11 protein-coding genes and 4 tRNA genes are annotated in these 20,133 nt (G+C 60.3%); 7 read left to right on the forward strand and 8 right to left on the reverse strand.

Annotated features, from left to right (window positions below):
• Positions 1–2: 2 nt before the first annotated feature.
• The 3 genes from GH660_RS15520 to GH660_RS15530 are packed head-to-tail and all read left to right on the forward strand — an operon-like array spanning position 3 to position 4,362.
• Positions 3–980, forward strand: coding sequence for an ABC transporter permease (locus GH660_RS15520; protein WP_153147601.1), 978 nt, complete (start codon positions 3–5; stop codon positions 978–980).
• A complete protein-coding gene (locus GH660_RS15525) occupies positions 980–2,383 on the forward strand; it encodes an ABC transporter permease (protein WP_194266339.1) in 1,404 nt (467 codons plus the stop codon). The genes GH660_RS15520 and GH660_RS15525 overlap by 1 nt, the downstream gene beginning before the upstream one ends.
• Entirely contained in the window at positions 2,383–4,362 is a 1,980-nt protein-coding gene (locus GH660_RS15530) for an ABC transporter ATP-binding protein (RefSeq protein WP_153147603.1), read from the forward strand. Before GH660_RS15525 ends, GH660_RS15530 begins: the two co-directional genes overlap by 1 nt.
• 1 nt (position 4,363) lies before the next feature.
• Here GH660_RS15530 and GH660_RS15535 read toward each other — a convergent pair whose 3' ends face one another.
• From GH660_RS15535 to gltX, 5 genes are all read right to left on the reverse strand, one after another.
• Positions 4,364–5,896 carry a transglycosylase SLT domain-containing protein gene (locus GH660_RS15535; protein ID WP_153147604.1) on the reverse strand — a complete coding sequence of 511 codons (1,533 nt, stop codon included), beginning with the start codon at positions 5,894–5,896 and terminating at the stop codon, positions 4,364–4,366.
• Positions 5,897–6,025: 129 nt separating this feature from the next.
• Positions 6,026–6,102: transfer RNA gene (locus GH660_RS15540), tRNA-Asp, on the reverse strand.
• Positions 6,103–6,115: 13 nt separating this feature from the next.
• Positions 6,116–6,191: transfer RNA gene (locus GH660_RS15545), tRNA-Glu, on the reverse strand.
• 32 nt (positions 6,192–6,223) lie between these two features.
• Positions 6,224–6,299 (reverse strand) — tRNA-Ala (locus GH660_RS15550).
• A 66-nt stretch (positions 6,300–6,365) separates the two neighbouring features.
• Positions 6,366–7,763: a glutamate--tRNA ligase gene (gltX, locus tag GH660_RS15555; protein WP_153147605.1), complete on the reverse strand. Its 1,398-nt coding sequence runs from the start codon at positions 7,761–7,763 to the stop codon at positions 6,366–6,368.
• 96 nt (positions 7,764–7,859) lie between these two features.
• On the opposite strand from gltX, the gene GH660_RS15560 reads away from it, so the two are divergent.
• Positions 7,860–7,934: transfer RNA gene (locus GH660_RS15560), tRNA-Val, on the forward strand.
• Positions 7,935–8,144: 210 nt separating this feature from the next.
• On the opposite strand, the gene GH660_RS15565 is transcribed toward GH660_RS15560, so the two are convergent.
• From GH660_RS15565 to GH660_RS15575, 3 genes are read right to left on the reverse strand one after another with little or no spacing between them, the layout of a single operon-like run.
• Positions 8,145–9,419: a TniQ family protein gene (locus GH660_RS15565; protein WP_153147606.1), complete on the reverse strand. Its 1,275-nt coding sequence runs from the start codon at positions 9,417–9,419 to the stop codon at positions 8,145–8,147.
• Positions 9,419–10,441, reverse strand: a complete 1,023-nt coding sequence (locus tag GH660_RS15570) for an ATP-binding protein (RefSeq protein ID WP_228276525.1) — start codon at positions 10,439–10,441, stop codon at positions 9,419–9,421. Before GH660_RS15570 ends, GH660_RS15565 begins: the two co-directional genes overlap by 1 nt.
• A gap of 14 nt (positions 10,442–10,455) precedes the next feature.
• Positions 10,456–13,134 (reverse strand): Mu transposase C-terminal domain-containing protein, encoded by a 2,679-nt coding sequence (locus GH660_RS15575; protein ID WP_153147607.1) that lies wholly within the window; start codon positions 13,132–13,134, stop codon positions 10,456–10,458.
• Positions 13,135–13,234: 100 nt separating this feature from the next.
• On the opposite strand from GH660_RS15575, the gene GH660_RS15580 reads away from it, so the two are divergent.
• The 3 genes from GH660_RS15580 (at position 13,235) to GH660_RS15590 (ending at position 20,132) form a co-directional block, all read left to right on the forward strand.
• Positions 13,235–13,576, forward strand: a complete 342-nt coding sequence (locus tag GH660_RS15580) for a DUF6471 domain-containing protein (RefSeq protein ID WP_153147608.1) — start codon at positions 13,235–13,237, stop codon at positions 13,574–13,576.
• Positions 13,577–13,941: 365 nt separating this feature from the next.
• Positions 13,942–19,242 carry a DEAD/DEAH box helicase gene (locus tag GH660_RS15585; protein WP_153147609.1) on the forward strand — a complete coding sequence of 1,767 codons (5,301 nt, stop codon included), beginning with the start codon at positions 13,942–13,944 and terminating at the stop codon, positions 19,240–19,242.
• The gene (locus tag GH660_RS15590) at positions 19,239–20,132 is read left to right on the forward strand and encodes an ImmA/IrrE family metallo-endopeptidase (protein ID WP_194266333.1); all 894 of its coding nucleotides are present in this window, start codon (positions 19,239–19,241) and stop codon (positions 20,130–20,132) included. The genes GH660_RS15585 and GH660_RS15590 overlap by 4 nt, the downstream gene beginning before the upstream one ends.
• The last annotated feature ends 1 nt before the right edge of the window (position 20,133 follow it).

Below are 20,133 nucleotides of genomic sequence, written 5' to 3' on the forward strand. Positions count from 1 at the left end.
CTGTGCTCGCCTACATCGTCCGCCGCCTGCTGTATGCCATCCCGATCCTGATCGGGGTGAACCTGCTGACATTCGCGCTGTTCTTCGTCGTCAACACGCCCGACGACATGGCGCGCATGCAGCTCGGGGTCAAGCGGGTGACGCCGGAGGCGATCGAGAAATGGAAGGCCGAGCGTGGCTACGACAAGCCGCTGCTGATCAATTCGGGGGCCAAAGGGCTGTCGACCGTAACCGACACGGTCTTCTTCCAGAAATCGGCGCGCATGTTCGTCGGCGATTTCGGCCGCGCCGAGGACGGCCGCGACATCGCCCGCGAAATCGCCAGCCGCATGGGGCCGTCGCTGGCCATCGCGCTGCCGACCTTCATTCTCGGCCTCTTCGTGACCGTGAGCTTCGCGCTGACGCTGGCCTTCTTCCGCGCCACCGCCTTCGATTTCTGGGGGGTCGTGCTGTGCGTCGCGATGATGTCGATATCCGGCCTCTTCTACATCATCGGGGGCCAGTTCCTGATCAGCAAGGTGTGGCGGCTGGTGCCGATTTCCGGCTTCGCCGACGGCGTCGACGCCTGGCGCTTCCTGCTGCTGCCGGTGCTGATCGGCGTCATTTCCGGTATCGGCGCGTCGACGCGCTGGTACCGGACCATCTTCCTCGAGGAGGTCGGCAAGGATTACGTGCGCACCGCGCGCGCCAAGGGGCTGCCGGAAACCATCGTCTTCTTCCGCCATGTATTGAGGAATGCGCTGATCCCCATCCTCACCGGCGTCGTCGTCGTCATCCCGCTGCTCTTCATGGGCTCGCTGCTGACCGAATCCTTCTTCGGCGTGCCCGGCCTTGGCAGCTACACCATCGACGCAATCAACGCGCAGGATTTCGCCGTGGTGCGCTCGATGGTCTTCATCGGCTCGGTGCTTTACATCGTCGGCCTGATCCTGACCGACATTTCCTACACCGTGGTCGACCCGCGGATCCGCTTCGAATGATGGGCTTCCAGGTCGTCCTCCTCTGGTCCGACATGCTGATCTGGCTGCTGGTGGTAGCCGGCATCGGCGTCGGCGTGCTGGTGGCGAAGACGCCGCCGCTGCTCGCCGCCTGGCGGCGCGTCGGCGCCGACCGCGTCGGCATGGCGGCGGCGACGGTGCTGCTCGCCTTCATCGCCATCGGCCTGCTCGATTCGCTGCATTACCGCGTGCAGCTCGACGGCAAGCCGGGCCAGAAGGCGAGCTACGCCGTCGAGGTGCTGTCCGTGCTCGATGCGCTGGCGGCGCCGCTTCGCCTGCGCAACGAGAAGACCTATTCGGCCCCCTTCGCCACCCGTCTCTACGCCAAGGAAACGATCGACCTGCCGGGCGGTGAGACGCTGCGCGACTACCCGCGCCTGAAACATGGCGGCAGCCACCTCGGCGAGCGTGAGGACGCGGTGGCGGCCGACGCCGGGCTCACCGCCTTCCGCGCCGGCGTGCTGGCGCTGCTCGCCTGGGCGGCACTGGCGGCCGGCGCCGCGGCGCTCGTCCAGCGCGGCCCGGCTGCGGTCGACGCCTCGGGATGGCAGAAAATCTGGCGCCGCGAAACCGCCTTCGCCTGGGACGCGGTCCTGTTGACCGTCGGCCTCATGCTGCTGGTCGTCGTGCCTTTGTTCTGGCTGGCCGGCCAGTACCACGTCTTCGGCACCGACAAGGTGGGGCAGGACGTGCTCTACCAGGTGCTCAAGAGCGTGCGCACCGGCCTCATCATCGGCCTCGTGACGACGCTGGTCATGCTGCCGATGGCGGTGCTGCTCGGCATCGTCGCCGGCTATTTCCGCGGCTGGATGGACGACGTCATCCAGTACATCTACACCGTGCTCAACTCGATTCCCGGCGTGCTGCTGATCGCCGCCGCCGTGCTGATGATGCAGGTGGTCATCGACACCCATCCGCAATGGTTCTCGACCGCCGCCGAGCGCGCCGACCTGCGCCTGCTGGCGCTCTGCTTCATCCTCGGCATCACTTCGTGGACCGGCCTGTGCCGGCTGCTGCGCGGCGAAACGCTGAAACTGCGCGAACTCGAATACATCCAGGCGGCGCAGGCCTTCGGCGTCTCGAGCTGGCGCATCATCGTTCGCCACATCCTGCCCAACCTGATGCACATCGTCATCATCGCGCTGGTCATGGACTTTTCGGGGCTGGTGCTGGCCGAGGCGGTGCTGTCCTACGTCGGCATTGGCGTCGACCCGACGATGATCAGCTTCGGCACGATGATCAACAGCGCACGCATGGAACTGGGCCGTGAGCCGGTCGTCTGGTGGTCGCTGGCGGCGGCTTTCACCGCCATGTTCATCCTCGTCCTGGCCGCCAACCTGTTCGCCGACGCGGTACGCGACGCTTTCGACCCGAGGGCTGCCTGATGCTGCAAGTCACCAACCTGCGCCTCGGCTTCGCCTCCGGAAAAAAGATGCTGGTTGCGGTCGACGGCATTTCCTTTGTCATTTCCAAAGGCGAAACCTTCGCGCTGCTTGGCGAATCGGGCTGCGGGAAATCGGCGACGGCGCAGGGCATCATGCGCCTGCTACCGGCCGCCGGGCGCATCACCGACGGCAGCGTCAGGCTGGAAGGCACGGAACTGCTGACCCTGGCGGAAGCCGACATGCGCCAGGTGCGCGGCGCGCGCATCGCGATGATCTTCCAGGAGCCGGCGACCAGCCTTAATCCGGTGCTGACGGTCGGCATGCAGATCGGCGAAGTGCTTGACCTTCATTGCGGCCTGCGCGGCGAACCGGCCCGCCAGCGGATGCTGGAGTTGCTGCGCCAGGTCGGCATCGCCGACCCCGAGCGGCGGCTCGACGAATATCCGTTCCAGTTTTCCGGCGGCATGAAGCAGCGCGTGATGATCGCCATCGCCCTGGCCGGCGAGCCCGATCTGCTGATCGCCGACGAGCCGACGACGGCACTCGACGTCACCGTGCAGGCGCAGATTCTCGACCTGCTGGCGCAACTGCAGCGCGAGCGCGGCATGGGGATGCTGCTGATCACCCACGATCTCGGCGTCGTCGCCAAGATGGCGCACCGCATCGGCGTCATGTACGCCGGCGAACTGGTCGAAGTGGCCAGCCGCGAGGAATTCTTCAGCCGGCCGCAACATCCCTACACGCAGGCGCTCTTTGCAGCCCTGCCGGAAGTCTCGCGGCGCGGCATGGCGCTGACCACGATTCCCGGCCAGGTGCCGTCGCTGGCAGCGATGCCTGCCAGCTGCCGCTTCGCCGACCGCTGTACGCACGTGATGCCGGTCTGCCGCGAAATCTCGCCGGACTGGCGCGGGGTGGCCGCCAGCCATACCTTGCGCTGTCACTGGTCCGGCAGCACGGCCGTGGTTGCCAACCACACCCCGCGCATGGGCCTGGGCCATCTCATGCCCGAGATGGCCCCGTTCCTCGATGTGGTCGATCTGAAAGTCCATTTCCCGATCCGTCGCGGCGTCCTGCAGCGGACAGTCGGGCAGGTGCTTGCGGTCGACGGCGTTTCGCTGGCCATTTCCGCCGGGCGCACGCTGGCGCTGGTCGGCGAATCCGGCTGCGGCAAGACGACGGTCGGCAAGGCGCTGCTGCAACTGGTCAAGCCAACCGCCGGCAGCGTCCGCCTCGGCGGCAGCGAACTGGTCGGCATGCAGGGCAAACGTCTGCGCGCCGCCCGGCGCCACATGCAGATGGTGTTCCAGGATCCGTTCGCCTCGCTCAACCCGCGCCTGCGGGTCGGCGAGATCATCGCCGAGGGCATGTCGGCGCTGGGGCTGGAAAGCGATGCGGCGGCGCAGGGCAGGGCGGTTGCCGCCTTGCTCAAGCAGGTCGGCCTGCCGGACGAGGCCGCCGGGCGCTACCCGCACGAATTTTCCGGCGGCCAGCGCCAGCGCATCGCCATCGCCCGCGCCCTCGCCGTGCAGCCGGAACTGCTGATCTGCGATGAACCGACCTCAGCGCTCGACGTCTCGGTGCAGGCGCAGATTCTCAATCTGTTGAAGAAGCTGCAGGAAGAACTCGGCGTCGCCTACCTGTTCATCACGCACAATTTCGCGGTGGTCGAATACCTGGCCAACGATGTCGCGGTGATGTACCTCGGGCGCATCGTCGAGCGGGGTGGTGCGGAAGAGGTGCTGCGCTCGCCAAAGCATCCGTACACGCAGGCACTGCTGTCGGCGGTGCCGGTACCGCGGCTGGATGCACATTCGGCGGCGATCCGCCTGCCCGGCGAAACCCCGTCGCCGGCCAATCCGCCGGCCGGCTGCCATTTCCATCCGCGCTGCCCGCTGGCGATCGATGTCTGCCGCCAGCGTTACCCCGAAACCAGCGAGATTTCAGCGACGCATACGGTCAACTGCCATCTCGCCCGCTGAATCAGCTGCGCCGGCCGTTGGCCGACTTGGCGACCTTGGCGGGCGAGGGTGATGCCGCCTTGGCCTGTGCTGGAGCTGCCGGTTTCGCGGCGGCGACCTTCGGCTTGTCGCTGGCGCCTGCTTTGGCTCCCTTGCCCGGTGCCTTGGCGGTGTCGGCGGCGGCCAGCTTGGCACTGACTTTCTTCGCTTCCCTGGTGGCAACCCTGGTGTCGGTGGCCTTGCCCTTGGCGGTCTTCTCCGGCTTGCCCGGCTGTGCGGCCGGCATTGCTGCCACCTGCGCCCTCGCAGGCGGCTCATCCTCAACGATCTGCGGCAGTCGGGGTTCCGCGCCCATGCTGTCGAGGTTGTCGGCACCCTTGCCGGCCGGCACCAGCAGCGTGGCGCCGCCGGCCAGCCTGATCTTGCCGCTGAGGCCGTTGGCGCGTTGCAGGTCGGCGAGCGTGATGCCGAAGCGCGGCGCGACCTGGTCCAGCTTTTCGCCGGATTTCAGCGTGTAGGCCTGCCATTCGGTCAGCGGCTCGTCGGTCTTTTCCAGATTGCGCTGGAAGGTTGCGAGTTTCTCGGCCGGCAGGACGACCGGCGTATCGGCCTTCATCACCGGGCGGTTATGCGAGGGATTCAGCGCCACGAACTCGTCGACCGGCATGTTGGCCAGGCGGGCGGCCGTCTTCACGTCCATCGGCCGCGACGTACCGACGGTTGCGAAGTAGGGGCGGTTCATGATTTCCGGCAGACCCAGTTCGCTCATCAGCGCCGCGTTGCTGAAAATGTTCTTGAGCGCCTGCAGTTTCGGTACGTAATGCCGGGTTTCGTTGGGCATCGTCAGGCTGGCGTAGTCGGTCGGCAGGCCCTTGGCCTGGTTCTTCTCGATCGCCCGCTTGACCGCGCCTTCACCCCAGTTGTACGAGGCCAGCGCCAGGTGCCAGTCGCCGTGCATGTCGTAGATGGTCTGCAGGTATTCCAGGGCGGCGCTGGTCGAGGCGACGACGTCGCGGCGCTGATCCTGCCACCAGTTCTGTTCTAGGTTGAAGCGCTTGCCGGTCGCCGGAATGAATTGCCAGAGGCCGGAAGCGTGGGAGCGCGAGTAGGCCATCGGGTTGAACGAACTCTCGACCATCGGCAGCAGGGCGATCTCGGTCGGCATGCCGCGCGCTTCGAGTTCCTCGACGATGTGGTGCAGGTAGGGACGGCTGCGCTCGACCATGCGGCGCAGGGCGTCCGGACGGTTCTGGTACCACTGCTGATAATGCAGCACCAGGTCGTCGTTGAGGTTGGTCATCGCGAAGCCGTTGCGCAGACGGATCCACAGGTCGTCGGGCTGGGCGGTGAGGTCGACCGTTTTGGCGACGGCAGGCGCCGTGCGGACTTCGAGGACGGTCAGGCTGTCTTCGACGCGCGCCGGCGGCGTCAGCATCGAGACCAGAAATGGTTGCGCACTGCCATCGGCGTGAACCGGTGCGCTGGCCAGCGCCGCCAGGGAAGCGAGCGCGCCGGCAATATTCCTGACCAACGACATTACGTTGCGATCGTGCATGGAAAAAAACTCCTGCCGCGGAATGGGGGGTGGTCGAAAGGAACCATTATAACTTCCTTCGTAACCGATGCCCCTGTTCAGCGCGGGGGAAACAAAAAAACCGGCCGAGGCCGGTTTTTTTATGATTGTTGGCGGAGTGGACGGGACTCGAACCCGCGACCCCCGGCGTGACAGGCCGGTATTCTAACCAACTGAACTACCACTCCGCGCTTGAAAGCTTGGCGTCCCCACGGGGATTCGAACCCCGGTTACCGCCGTGAAAGGGCGGTGTCCTAGGCCTCTAGACGATGGGGACCCGGACAAAAACTACAGTTCTTTCACGTTGCTTGGTGGAGGTAAGCGGGATCGAACCGCTGACCTCTTGCATGCCATGCAAGCGCTCTCCCAGCTGAGCTATACCCCCGGTGCCGTGAAAGAGCGCGCATTATAGGGATTGGAAATGCGCTTGTAAACACTCATTCCCGATTTTTTATATTTTTTGTGCGGCGAGCTTTTCCAGCACCCTGGCGCGGCCGATCAGCGCGATCACCGCGTCGACCGATGGCGTCTGCGCCTGGCCGGTCAGGATCACGCGCAGCGGCATCGCCAGGCGGGGCATCTTGAGACCGTGCCTGGCCACCGTCTCCTTGATCAGGGCGGCGATGGCCGGCACTTCCCAGGCGACTTCGGCGATGCCGGCGGCAAAGTCCGCCAGCGCCGGACGCGCTTCATCCGCGAGATGCTGGGCCAGCAGTTCGGGCGCCGGGTGGATGTCGACATAGAAGCCCTCGACGGCATCGGCCAGCACGTTCAGCGTATTGCTGCGGTCGACGTAGAGGGCGACGGCCTTTTCGAGATCGGGGCCGTCGGCGGTGGCGACGCCGCGCGCGGCAAGGCGCGACTGCACCCTGGCCGCCAGTTCGGCCGCCGGCATCTGTTTCATGTAGTGCTGGTTCAGCCACAGCAGTTTCTCGGTATTGAACTGGGCGGCCGAGGCGGTGATATGGTCAAGATCGAACCATTCGACGAACTGCTGGCGCGAGAAGACCTCGTCGTCGCCATGCGACCAGCCGAGGCGGGCCAGGTAGTTGATCACCGCGGCCGGCAGATAGCCGTCGTCGTCGTACTGCATCACGGAAACCGCTCCGTGCCGCTTCGACAGCTTGGCCCCGTCGTCGCCGAGGATCATCGACAGATGGGCATACTGCGGAATGTCGGCGCCCAGCGCCTGGAGGATGTTGATCTGGCGTGGCGTGTTGTTGACGTGGTCGTCGCCGCGGATGACGTGGGTGATGCCCATGTCCCAGTCGTCGACGCAGACGCAGAAATTGTAGGTCGGCGTGCCGTCGGCGCGGGCGATGATCAGGTCGTCGAGTTCGCCGTTGGCGAATTCGATGCGTCCCTTGACCTGGTCGTCCCAGGCGACGACGCCGTCCTTCGGGTTGCGGAAACGGACGACCGGCGGCACGTCGGCCGGCGGCACGGGCAGCGTCTTGCCCGGTTCCGGACGCCAGCGGCCGTCGTAGCGCGGCTTCTCCTTGCGCGCTTCCTGCTCGGCGCGCAAGGCATCGAGTTCCTCGCGTGTCGTGTAGCAATGATAGGCGGTGCCGGCGGCCAGCATCTGCCGGATCACCTCCTTGTAGCGGTCCATGCGCTGCATCTGGTAGAACGGCCCCTCGTCGTGTTCGAGACCCAGCCACTGCATGCCGTCGAGAATCGCCTGGACGGCCTCCGGCGTCGACCGCGCCACGTCGGTATCCTCGATGCGCAGGATGAAAGTGCCGCCGTGGCGGCGCGCGAATGCCCATGAGAACAGCGCGGTGCGGGCGCCGCCGATGTGCAGGTAACCGGTGGGACTGGGGGCGAAACGGGTGCGAACGGGCTTCATGAAAGGCGGAATCCGGATGAAAACGAAGGCGCATATTCTATCCGACCCGCGTTTGACCCGCTTCGGGACTTGTGGTTAAATGCGCGCCTCCTGAGCGGGCGGTTAGCTCAGCGGTAGAGCACTGCCTTCACACGGCAGGGGTCACTGGTTCGATCCCAGTACCGCCCACCAAAGCCAGGACAAGCAATCGAACATTCAGTGTGCCGTAAAGCATAAAGTGGCCACCAGGCCAGTAAATGCTTTATTTCACGATAGGACACATTTTGGTTTATCGGGTTTCCCGATGTAGAGTCGAAAGTTTTGCTTCGATTTCTTCAAAATCAAGATGCAAAAAAACGGAACCAATTTGGTTCCGTTTTGCTTTTGAGCTGCCGAATTTGTTTAGTCGTTCGCCGCGATGGCTTTGGCTACTTGCCGGTAGGTATGGCGAATGGTCTTCAAGTCGCCATCCAGCTGCTGCCAGACCTCCCGAGCACTAATGCCTTCGTATTCGGCATCCAGTCGCTCTCGAATCAGCTCACCTACTTCGGCCTGTAGACGGGCTTCCTTAGCTTCCTTCAGGGCTGCTTGGTGGCGACGATAACGGTCTGCAATGGCTCGAGCTTCGGTATTGGCTCGCAGATAAAGCAGCTTGTGTTCAACACCGGTACGCTGGCACGCTTCTGCCAAGGTAATCGGCACCTCCTCTGCCAGTATCCCGTGCAATTGTTGGCGAATAGCCTCCCAATCTAATTCACGAGACTGAATTCCCTTGCGCGGCGAAGTGGAAAGTTGCATCGCAAACTGCACCGGTTCGGTTGGCAATTTCCAGTTTGCGAGCTCGCCGGCGTAGAGCTTTTCTAGGCTAATCCCACCATGAAGCGCAATGCTGAGCCAGGCCGGTAGCGTCGGCAGTCCGCCTTTCCGGAGCCAATGCCAAACACCGCTTTTGGAGAGGTTGAGCTCCTGAGCAAAGGCCGCCGCATTGCCGTCGGCCATTTTTTCAATGATGGTTTCAAGCAGTTTGGTAACGCCGTCGCTAGCAATTCGCGGTGGTTTGGCCAGCATCTGCCCTACTTGCCGGGCACTCCAGAGCGCTTGTGGCGTGGCAGCTTCTGTTTCGGCATCCCCCAAAAATCCGCCGCACGAAGTGCAATAGCCCACAACCACAGTGGTGGCGCGATTGCGCACATTCGATTTGCCACAATGCGGGCACTCAGAACGCAGCCCGACCTTGTGGCGAAGGCAGGCAGTTACCGGCGCAAAATCCCAGCAGAGGCGCAGATATGGCGATTGCTGATGTGCCCGGTCTTCAGTCAGGCAGCAGGGACACCAGCGGTCAGAGGCCGGGGTCAAACCCGGATTGGAAATCAGATGGCGCCATGGCACCAAGGTGAGATGGTCCAGGTTGGCAATGCCGGTCAGCTCCGCCAGCCATACTGCCCACTGTTCTGTTTCAGTGGACATCCCGCCGAACGAGCGGCGGAACCACTTGAAATCGTCAGGAATCGGCTGTTCGTAATGCTCAAGCGTCCAGGCCGCCAGGTTGCGCGCAGTCATTCCGTGTGAGTGAGCCAGGCGGCAGAAGTAGCTGGTCAGGCTTTCGACTTCAGTCGTGCCTTGCCCCATCGGCATAAGGGCATGGAGAGTCGAGCGGGGATTGTTCATGGTGCTCATCAGGCAGCTTTCGGGGAACGGACGGTATCCATGGACAGAGAATTACGGTGTAGGCCGGGAGCAATCCGCTCCTCACCCTCAAGGACTTCACGTGTAATCTGGGTAACTTGTGCATCGGTCAGCAATGCTGTGCACAAAGCGTCCTCGGACCAACCTTTGCTGGCTACGAGACGGTCTAGGCGCATCAAAACCGCACGCAGGGTGCCGATACAGCCCAGCGTGGTTTGATGAAATGCCTCGGCGTAGCGCACCAAGTCGAGGTTTTGCAGTGCCGACATGCCCTTGGCCAATTGCTTGAGGCAACCGTTGAAGCAGCGGACGTCGGCATCCTGGTCGTGTCGATAACGGCTGAAATGAACCACGTGAGCCCGACGTGCCAATTGACCGCTCAGGCTCATCAGGTCAAACAAGTCGTAGGAACCAAGCAGAACCCATTGCACGCCGTATTCGTTGGAGAGGGACTTCAGCGTATCCAGTTGCTGGGCCAGCCGCGCAGGCGGGCATTGATTGATGATGTGGGCCGCCTCGTCGACGACGATAAATCGGGTTCCACGATTGCGCAGCGAGCGCTCCACGGCCGTGCGCAGGCCGGACAGGCGGTTGGTATTGTTGCCGCGTGGGCGCACAACCTTACCGGTTTCGGGGTCGACGCCATACGCAGTGCGTGGTGCATCCAGTTCGCCCTCCAGTTCATGCAGGATGCGCTGGTAGAACAAACGCCAGGAGAACTCCTTTTCTCCAGACGCCGGTGCTTCGACACGGATGGCCGGCATGAATCCCGGATTGTTTTCCATCTCACCCGCTTGTCGTTTTAGCTCTTCCTCGACCAGGAAGTGACCGAGGGTGCTTTTACCGACGCCGGTTGGACCGCAGACAAGAATCAGGTCGGCACTGGAACCAGCGGTCAGCATCAGTTGGCATTCCTCGATGGTGCAGGCAATCCGAGGATGGCGGATGCGGGCGCCCAGCGTCGGGGTGTTGGCGGTCGAGGTCGGATGGGTGTTTTGAGTAGTCGTGTTCATGATGTGATGCAAAATTAGAAGGTCTCGAATTCCAGGTCGTCCGGTTGCTCAGGGCTGCAAACAGATGACGGGAGCGGTGCATAGCTCCCCCGTGGTTCGATGTTGATGTCGGTAACGGTCGCAGAGGTCTGATGGCGGAGCTGCGGTTGATACGTCGGGGGCGTGATGGCGCCCAGGCCGATGTGCTCGTAGAGTTCGCGGTTCTCCTGTTGGCGCTCGAAGGCCAACTTGGCGGCTCCCGCCGGCGTGAAGATGCGCAGAAATTCCTTGAGCCTCTGGGGTGACGGTTCTTCGTCATCCGCCAGGGGCAAACGGCCGCACAGTTCGTCCGCAATGAGCTCACGCTCCTTTTCTGTCATCTGGCCGTGACCGACCAGGGCCTTGCACTGGGCGGCAAACCAGCGCTTGTTAATCTGGACATAAACGGTCGACGCATCCCAGGGGTCATAGCGCACAGGGAGGTATTTGCCGTGCAGCTTCGGGTCGCGCAGTTCCGGGCACCAATAGTGGAAATGGTTGTGAACCTTGATGCCCCGCTGCCGGTCGACTTTCCGCTCTCCGCGGCGACCTACCGTAGGGCAAGTCAGGATGAGGAAGTCACGGGTCAGCGTAACAATCCGGTGGGAGCGCTGACCGGCATTGAGCAAACTGCGCTCACAGGCCTCACGTGGTGTCATGCCCAAGGCTGAATGGATTTCCGTGTCGTAATACTCGAACGCCCAGTATTCCAGGCCGTAATACAGATACTCGAGACACCATTCGGCGAGTCGGGACGGCAGAAATTTGCCTGTGGTCTGGCGAACCTTCTTGGTAGCCTTGGTGTTCCCGGCCAGGTTGTGCACATACTCAGTGTGCGCATGCCCGAAGATTCGCTCCATCACCGCACCATGGCGGGGACGGCCGGCAGGCCGATAGCGCACATGGATACGCATCAACTCGGCAAAGCGGGCAAAATCCTGGCTGCGGAAATCGGCGCCGTTGTCGACCACGATAAACTGTGGCAACCGGCGATTGCGTCGAACAATGTCGCGCAAAAGCATCATGTTCGAACGATACGATGGCGGGTCAAAGCTCAGGTACATGCCGACGATGCGGCGGGTGTAGGCATCAATCGCCAGCGACAGCCAAGGACGGCCCAGGCATTTGCCGGTTTTGAGCGAAATCAGCTCAATGTCCAGTTCTGTATGGTCCATATGCACGTACTGCAAGAATCTGGAACCGTGCGCCGGCGTGTCGGCATACAGAATATGGACAAACTCCCCGTTTTGATAGGCGACGCGATTGCCATGGCGAGCCTTGTCTGCGGTTTGCTGTGACAGCCCCTTAATGCGGGCAATCAGCGTCGGATACGACGGTGACTCAATTCCTCGTTCTGCACACAAAACCTTGAGCTGAAGATGCGTGTGCTTAGCATTGCGGGCGGCGCTAGTGAGATAGTGTTGCCGGATGACGTCTTGCATTGCCACTTCTTGGGCCTCGTCGAGGCGTGGAATGCGGTTGCCCCGATGGCGCAACCGTGGAACCAGTGCAACCAGTTCGTCGGTCCCTGTCAGTTTGGCTATGGCCAGGGCCTTCAAGTGACGACGCTGTGAGCGGTTCGGATTGGTGACGTTTGCCAAACCATTCATCCGGCTCAACGCAATTTTGAGTTCCTCCTCCGTGAAATCAGAGAGGCGGATGGGTTCCGACTGCTCAGCGCTGCTGGCTACTAGGTCCAGGTTCAAGGCCAGGCGCTCCAGAGTGTCCATCGCAATTTCGACACTGTTGCCATCATCGGATTGCAAAACGGCTTTACTACCACCCACCATCACGATGGTGAAGGCCTGTTGGTCATAAACCACTCGTGCGCCGACACGGATGTCGACGACGCCGGGAATGGCTTGGGGAACTGGGCGCAAACGCGCGTGCTCGAACTCCCTCACAGCCGCGTCACGGAAAACCCGGCAATGGTGTGGGTCTTCAAGCGGAGCGACATCGATGTCGGAGACCAGGAGTCCGTCGGCAATCAGCTTGAAGACATCGTCCGAACGGCAATTGAGCTTCTCGTACAGTTCGGCCAGATAGAGGACTGCATCCTCGGCCAGTGCGGCATGGATGCTTTGTGCGATATCAACCGGACATGGCGGCGCTGCCGGGTCGAGGTAATCCTCCAGGAGCAGGATGTTCTCGATGCGGCGTTGCGGAATATCGCGCTCGGTTCGGATGCGATAACCGATGCCACGCTCCGCCAGCCACAGCTCAATCAGCGGTGCTACCCACTGGCCATCCGGGTCGAGTTGATAACGCCAAGGATAGCGAGCCGCAAGGCGCTCCATCTTGCTCCATGGTTTGCGTTCCTCGAGCACGACCGAACGCTCGCCAATGATAAGGAAGTCCGGTATGTGGTCGATTTGGTGGATTTCCCCGTCTGCATCGATAACCTCGAACTTCAGCTGGCAAGGCTGTGGGTAGTATTCCAGTACGTCCTGCTCGTATTCAAAGCTGACAGCTGCCGGGAACTCGAAATGCCGGCTTTCGGTTTCGACCGTCCGCTGCATTTTTTGGCTCTGGTATGGCGTGATGACATTACCGCCGCCTTTCGAACTCACCTGGCGTACAGGTGCATATTTGGCCGCATCAAGGACCAAACGCCGTCCGGCAATAGGAAGCCCAAGGCGGTCGAGCAGTTGCTCCCGCTGGGAATTCTCAAGCATTTACTGTTACCTCAAAGTAGTTGGGTCTGAGGTATAGGTAGCCTGAGGTGATGTGTGACAAAATTGACTTTAATTGGTCACCCACGTAACCCAGCAAGTCATGCCGTTGAAAATGAGTATAGGTAAAGGACGCCCGCTGTTGCTTGATGCCAAGGCCGGCGACGTAAAACCCCAGTCCCAAGTAATGGACGAATGGAGTTTCAAGGCTGAGCTGCTGATTAAGCGGGGAATGCAGCAGCGTACATGGGGCTACCGGGAGTTGGCCGAAGCCCTGAATGCGGTGGGCGTCAGAGGGAATGGGCCAACCATCAACCGGCGCATCAATCGCGGCAATTTCAATGCAGGATTTTTGCTGGCCTGCCTGTCGGTTTTGGGAAACGGAGCGGACGTTGTTGAGGCCACCAAGCTGGTTCCAGCTTCTGGCAGTAAGTCCACAGTTTAGCTGGCCAGAATGCCCAGTAAAATACCCGGAGAAGCTTGTGCTGCAATGGCTTCGAAGCGTTTTTATGTGCTTCGGCGCTGATTTTTTACAGCTATCCATCCCCTGGCCTCCATTTTGTGGTCTGTTCACAAAATGGCGCCCTGGAGACCATGCTCTCCATCAACAGGCTTAAAACGTATTCTCAGTCGGCCTATGCCGTGGGTCCACGATATAACAACAATCGCGGAATTGGAAAGTGATAACCCACTGTTTTTCTTGGTGACAATTCGATACTTAAGGCTTCCGCTCCGCTTTTCCTTCGGCATTTCGCGTTCCTTTTGGGATAATGCCTACGGTCTACATATGCAAAAGTTCAGGGTTCTGTGATGGATGTATTTGAATTTCGTACCAAGCTGGTATCCGAATATGCGGCCTTTACCCGCAGCTTCACTCGCATCCAAGCGCCAGACATCCAGGCTTTTGTCGACGAGGCCTACAACTCCGGACGTTATTGGCCTGCTCCCCTTGTTCAGGTCAATCCCAATTTCAAGACAGGCGCCACGGTCGAAACGCTAGTCCAGCAGGGTGGCTTGCATGCTGAGTGCAGCCGCATCTTCCGAGCTGGCAAATCCACTTCCAGCGCAGGCGTCTCGCTAAGCCTATTCAAACACCAGGAAGAAGCCATCAGTTTCGCCCAAGGCGGCGAAAGCTACGTTCTGACCACCGGGACGGGTTCAGGTAAGTCACTGGCTTATTTCATACCGGTAGTTGATGCCATTCTCAAGGCGAAAGCTGCTGACCCCACACCACGGACTCGAGCCATTGTCATCTATCCAATGAACGCCCTGGCCAATAGCCAGCTCGAAGAGCTTGGCAAATTCCTGGCGGACTACGGTGACCATAAGCCAGTGACCTATGGCCGTTACACCGGCCAGGAAGATGAAGAAGAGCGCCAGCGCCTCGCATCCAATCCGCCAGACATCTTGCTGACCAACTTCATGATGCTTGAACTCCTGATGACTCGTCAGGACGATAAGGACAAAGCTGTCATCCGTAATGCCAAGGGATTGCGTTTCTTGGTCTTAGACGAGCTGCATACCTATCGGGGGCGACAAGGGGCGGATGTGGCCTTGCTGGTCCGGCGCGTTCGTGAAGCTTTGGCCGACAAGCTCCAGTGCATAGGCACCTCGGCCACCATGGCAACCGAGGGCAGTGAGCAGGAGAAAAATACCAAGGTCGCTGAAGTGGCCAGCCGCCTGTTCGGCGTACCTCTGACAGCCGCCAACGTCATTACCGAAACCCTTCAGCGCGTCACACCGGAAGACCTGTTGGTGGACCATATTCGGTCACAACTGGGTCAAGCGATTCGTGCGGGACTCCCTTCGGGTGCAACGTTCTTGGAGTTGGCTCGCCATCCTCTGGCCATCTGGGTAGAGCTCACGCTGGGATTGACACGTAATGAAGGCAAGTGGCGCCGAGCTCAGCCTATTACGCTGGAGGCAGCTGCCGACCAGCTGGCAGCAGACAGCGGTGTCAAGGTTGAAGTGGCCAAGCAGGTGCTGGCCGATTTCCTGTTACTCGCCTACCGCACGACCGATAAGCCTGCTGAAGAGGGGGGGCGGAGCCTCTTCGCCTTCAAGCTGCACCAATTTATCTCGGGCGGTAGCAAGGTCTACGGCTCGCTTGAACCGGAAGGAAAACGCTACCTGACGCTGGAAGGGAGCCAGTTTGTTCCGGGCGACCGGTCCCGCCGCCTCTATGCACTGCATTTCTGTCGTGAGTGTGGGCAAGAATATGTTCCCGTCTGGGATGAAAACTCGGCGAGTGGCCGTACCTTCAGCCCGCGCAGTATCGAAGAGCGTAACCACGACGACGAAGACATCAAGAGTGGCTACTACATGCCAGATACCAGCGGTATCTGGGAGGACACCCTCGACCGTTATCCGGAGACATGGCTCGAGCAACGCCAGAACGGCGACCTCAAGCTGAAGTCCAACTATAAAAAGCGCCAGCCGTATCACGTCAGGCTCAATGCCGAAGGGGTGCATACCGCCGATGGCACTCCAGGGTGGTACATCCCGGGTAGCTTCGGCTTCTGCTTGCGTTGTGGCGTGGTGCATCAGACAGCAGGCAAGGAGTCGCTGCGACTGACCGGACTTTCCGGTGAGGGGCGTAGTTCCGCTACGACCATGCTGACTCTCTCGGCGCTACGATATCTCTACGAAGAGGATGAACAGCTCAAGGCGGAAGCCAAAAAGGTTCTCGGGTTTACGGATAACCGGCAGGATGCGGCCCTTCAAGTCGGCCATTTCAATGATTTTCTTCAGGTTCTCCTGCAACGCGCAGCCCTGCTGGCGGCAGTGCAAAAGGCCGGCGGTAGCCTGACCGAGGCAGAAGTGTCCGATGCGGTATTCAAATCCCTTGGATTCGACCGCGACGACCCCGGTGTACGCGCCGAGTACATGCAGGACCCCGACATCAAGGGAAATGCCCGTCGCCAGGTGCAGGACATCATGCGCGCCATTTTGGGCTACCGGGTGTATTTCGACCTGCGCCGCGGGTGGCGTTTCAACAACCCGAACCTTGAGCAACTCGGCCTCGTTCATATCGAATATCAGGACCTCGACGACCTGGTGTCCGACAAGGAGTCCTGGGCCGATGCGCCGCTGATTCTGCTGGCCGCATCGCCTGACGTTCGCAAGCGCCTGCTCATCAAGCTTTTTGATGCCATGCGCCAAGGGCTTTGCCTAGCATCGCGCTACCTCGACCGTACTGAACTGGACCGCCTGAAGACATCCAGCTATGCGAACCTGCGCGAACCCTGGGGATTTACCGAGGATGAAAACCCCATTTCCTCGAACTGGTTCATTACCACCGGCAAGCCCCGTGATGAGGACCGTCGCAACGTCGATTATTTGGTATCTGGCAGTGCTCGTTCCAAGCTCGGCAAGGACATAAAGAAGAGCAGTGTCTGGCGAGAAGCAGATGGTAGCGATAACCCCCACGCCACCAAAATCAAGGACGAGCACTACGAAGAAATCGTCCGAGCACTGCTCAAGGCCGCCAAATCTTATGGCCTGGTCGTGGCCGAGGAAACCGAATTCGGCATGACAGGGTATCAGTTGAACGGCACCAGCCTGCTTTGGACGGTTGGGGACGGGCAAAGCAAACGAGGCGCTGACGACAACGCCTTCTTCCGCAGTCTCTACGGCAATATCGCCGGCTTGCTAGCCAATCCGGTTCATCGTCTCTACGACTTCGAGGCTCGGGAACATACCGCGCAAGTCGAGCAAGACGACCGCCTGGAGCGCGAGGCCCGTTTCCGCTTCACGCCAAAAGACAAGGCCGACTGGCTGACTGCGAAAGGCAAGCCCTTGGAGTGGCTGCCGGTGCTGTTCTGCTCGCCGACGATGGAACTCGGGGTCGACATCTCGTCGCTCAATACGGTCTATCTGCGCAACGTCCCTCCGACGCCGGCCAACTATGCCCAGCGCAGTGGTCGTGCCGGTCGTGCCGGGCAGCCAGCGCTGGTCATTACCTATTGTGCTGCCCAGTCGCCGCATGACCAGTATTTCTTCCGTGACCCAGTACGAATGGTTCATGGCCAAGTGAATCCGCCCACCCTAGACCTGGCGAACCGCGAACTTATCCAGAGCCACCTGCATGCGGTCTGGCTGGCGGAGACGGGGAAGAAACTTGATAACAGCGTGCGTGGCCTGCTCGATATGAACGACCCGGCAGCACCGTTGACCGACGAGTACAAACAGCAGATGGATGCCGATGCCCCCCAGAAGCGGGCACATGTCCGAGGGCTGCGTATCTTGTCAATGCTGTCCGGGGAACTGACTCCACAGAAAGCGCCTTGGTACACAGAGCACTTTGCCGAGCAGGTCTTCCGCCAGGCATTTACTTCCTTCGACAAGGCACTCGACCGCTGGCGCGACCTCTTCGCCGCGACCAAGCGACAGATGGAAATCAACCAGAAGGTGATGAACAACCCTGCGGCCAGCGAACGTGACCGGCGCGATGCCAAGCAGCGCCACGATGAGGCCTTTAGGCAACAGTCGCTACTCCTCCAGGAATCTGGCTCGGCTAATTCGGACTTCTACACCTACCGCTATCTGGCCAGCCAAGGTTTCCTTCCTGGCTACAATTTCCCGCGCCTGCCTCTCATGGCTTACATCCCGGCACGCAAGGGCAAGATTGGCCGCGAGAATTTCCTTTCCCGTCCGCGGTTCCTGGCGCTGTCGGAGTTCGGCCCCTACAGCCTCATCTATCACGAGGGTAGCCAGTATCGGGTCACCCGCGCCATGCTCTCAGTCGGCTCTGATGACCAGGTATCCATTGGCGCCAAGCTTACGACCGATGTGGCGCGCATCTGCCCGGTTTGTGGCTATGGCCATTTCCGCAATCAGCGGGATGCCGACCGCTGTGTCTCCTGTAATGCGCCACTGGCCGATGCCGTGGCCGTGCAGAACCTCTACCGTATCGAGAACGTCTCCACCAAGCGGGCGGAACGCATAACCGCCAATGAGGAAGAACGGGTGCGTCAGGGCTATGAGATGCAGACCACCATCCAATTCGGCGAGCAAGATGGCAAGCTCCAGGTGATGCATGCACTTCTGAAGGATGGCGACACCCCGGTGCTGGAACTGCAATATGGCTCAGCCGCTACAGTTTGGCGCATGAATCTCGGTTGGCGGCGCCGTAAGGAAAAGAGCCTGCTCGGCTTCATGATTAACCCAGTGACCGGCCACTGGATGGGCGGGGCTGAAGAAGCCGGCGAGCCGGACCCGGAAACGCCGCCCGACAAGACACCGCCGCAGCGCATCGTTCCCTACGTGGAGGACCGGCGCAACGTGCTCATTGTGCGTCCGCTCGAAGAGCTGGATATCAAGACTATGGCTACCTTGCAGTACGCACTGAAGCGGGGCATCGAGGCTGTCTATCAGCTCGAAGAGAGCGAATTGATGGCCGAGCCGCTCCCCAAGGCTGACCTGCGTCGTGCCATCCTGTTCTACGAGTCGGCTGAGGGCGGCGCTGGGGTGCTTACCCGCATTGCAACGGAACCGGACGCGCTCGCCCAGGTCGCCGCGGAAGCGCTGGCTATCATGCATTACCAGCGGCCAGCCAATGGGCATTGGGAGCAAGCCAACCTAACTGATGACCTGGGTCCGAATGGCCAGCCCATCTGCGAGGCCGGCTGCTACAAATGTCTGCTCTCGTACTACAACCAGCCAGACCACCTTCACATCGACCGCCAGGATGCGGACAACGAAGGCAAAGCGCTAGATATTCTTTGTCAGCTGACGCGCTCCCGCGGCGAGGTAGGCAGCTTTGGCCGTACTCCGGAACAACAGCAAGGCGAACTCCAACGTATTGCTGGCAGTTCGCTTGAGCAAGCCTGGCTGGATTATGTGCAGGCCAACGGCTATCGTACACCCGATTCAGGACAGCATACGATTGAGCGCTGCCATACCACCGCCGATTTTTACTATGCCGACTGGAAGGCCGTTATTTTTATTGATGGCCCCCACCATGAAGGTCCAAGCCAATCCGACAAGGACAAAACAATAAATGCATGCTTGGAAGCAGCTGGCTACTACGTCATTCGGTTTTCGAAGGATATTGTCAGCTGGAATGGTGTGTTCCAAGAGCACAAAGACTTGTTTGGGGCGGGCAAGTGAAACCAACTGACCAATTTGATTTATTCGCTCAGGAGCTTGAAAACGAACGCAAGGTTGGGCGTGCTGACCGGAGATTGAAATCGTTTGCGGAATGCGCGACAGCCATAGACCGTTTGTTTCAAGATGCGCTTCAGGCAACTGGACCATCAGCGTTCGACGAGTTCATCGAGTTCGCCCGAAGGTTAAGTAATCTTTCCGTTTACAACGCAATGTTGGTCAGGTTGCAACGGCCAGGTGCTGCTGCCGTTGCCACGGAAAAGAAGTGGAATGACAAACGTCGCGAAGTGAAACCTGGCGCGATTCCCATCGTGGTGCTGCGTCCATTTGGCCCGGTATCTTTTCTGTACGAGGTATCAGATACCGATGGGCCTCCACTTCCTGGCGAACATAACAATCCATTCGTCACTTACGGTGAAATGGATGAGATTGAGTGGGCGAAAGCCGTTAAACACCACCAAAAAGAGAGCAAGGTTCGTATTGAAGAGATGAACTTTGGAACGATGCTGGCCGGTAATGCCAGAAATCTTCAGGCAGTTCCGTCTCGTTATCCTAAGTCAGCACAAGCCGAGGCACCTGAATGGCTAATTCAAATCAACAAGAACCATTCCGTGCCAACTCGCTACGCGACTTTGGCTCATGAGCTCGGACACATTTTTTGTGGCCACTGCGGCGCCGACCCTTCAGGTCGCTGGCCCGACCGCTCAAAGTTGCCTTATCCAGTTCGAGAGGCAGAAGCTGAGGCCGTTTCGTATCTGGTCTGTGCTCGCAGGGAGTTAGATGTCGCATCCAGCGAATATCTACGCGGACTCATTAAGGATATCGACCTTCGTCAGGTCAGTTTGTATGCCATTTTCGAAGCGGCTAACCGCATTGAAGGCAAAACTAAGTAAG

Origin of the sequence: Dechloromonas sp. H13 (genome assembly GCF_009469615.1) — a bacterium.
Taxonomy (GTDB): domain Bacteria; phylum Pseudomonadota; class Gammaproteobacteria; order Burkholderiales; family Rhodocyclaceae; genus Azonexus.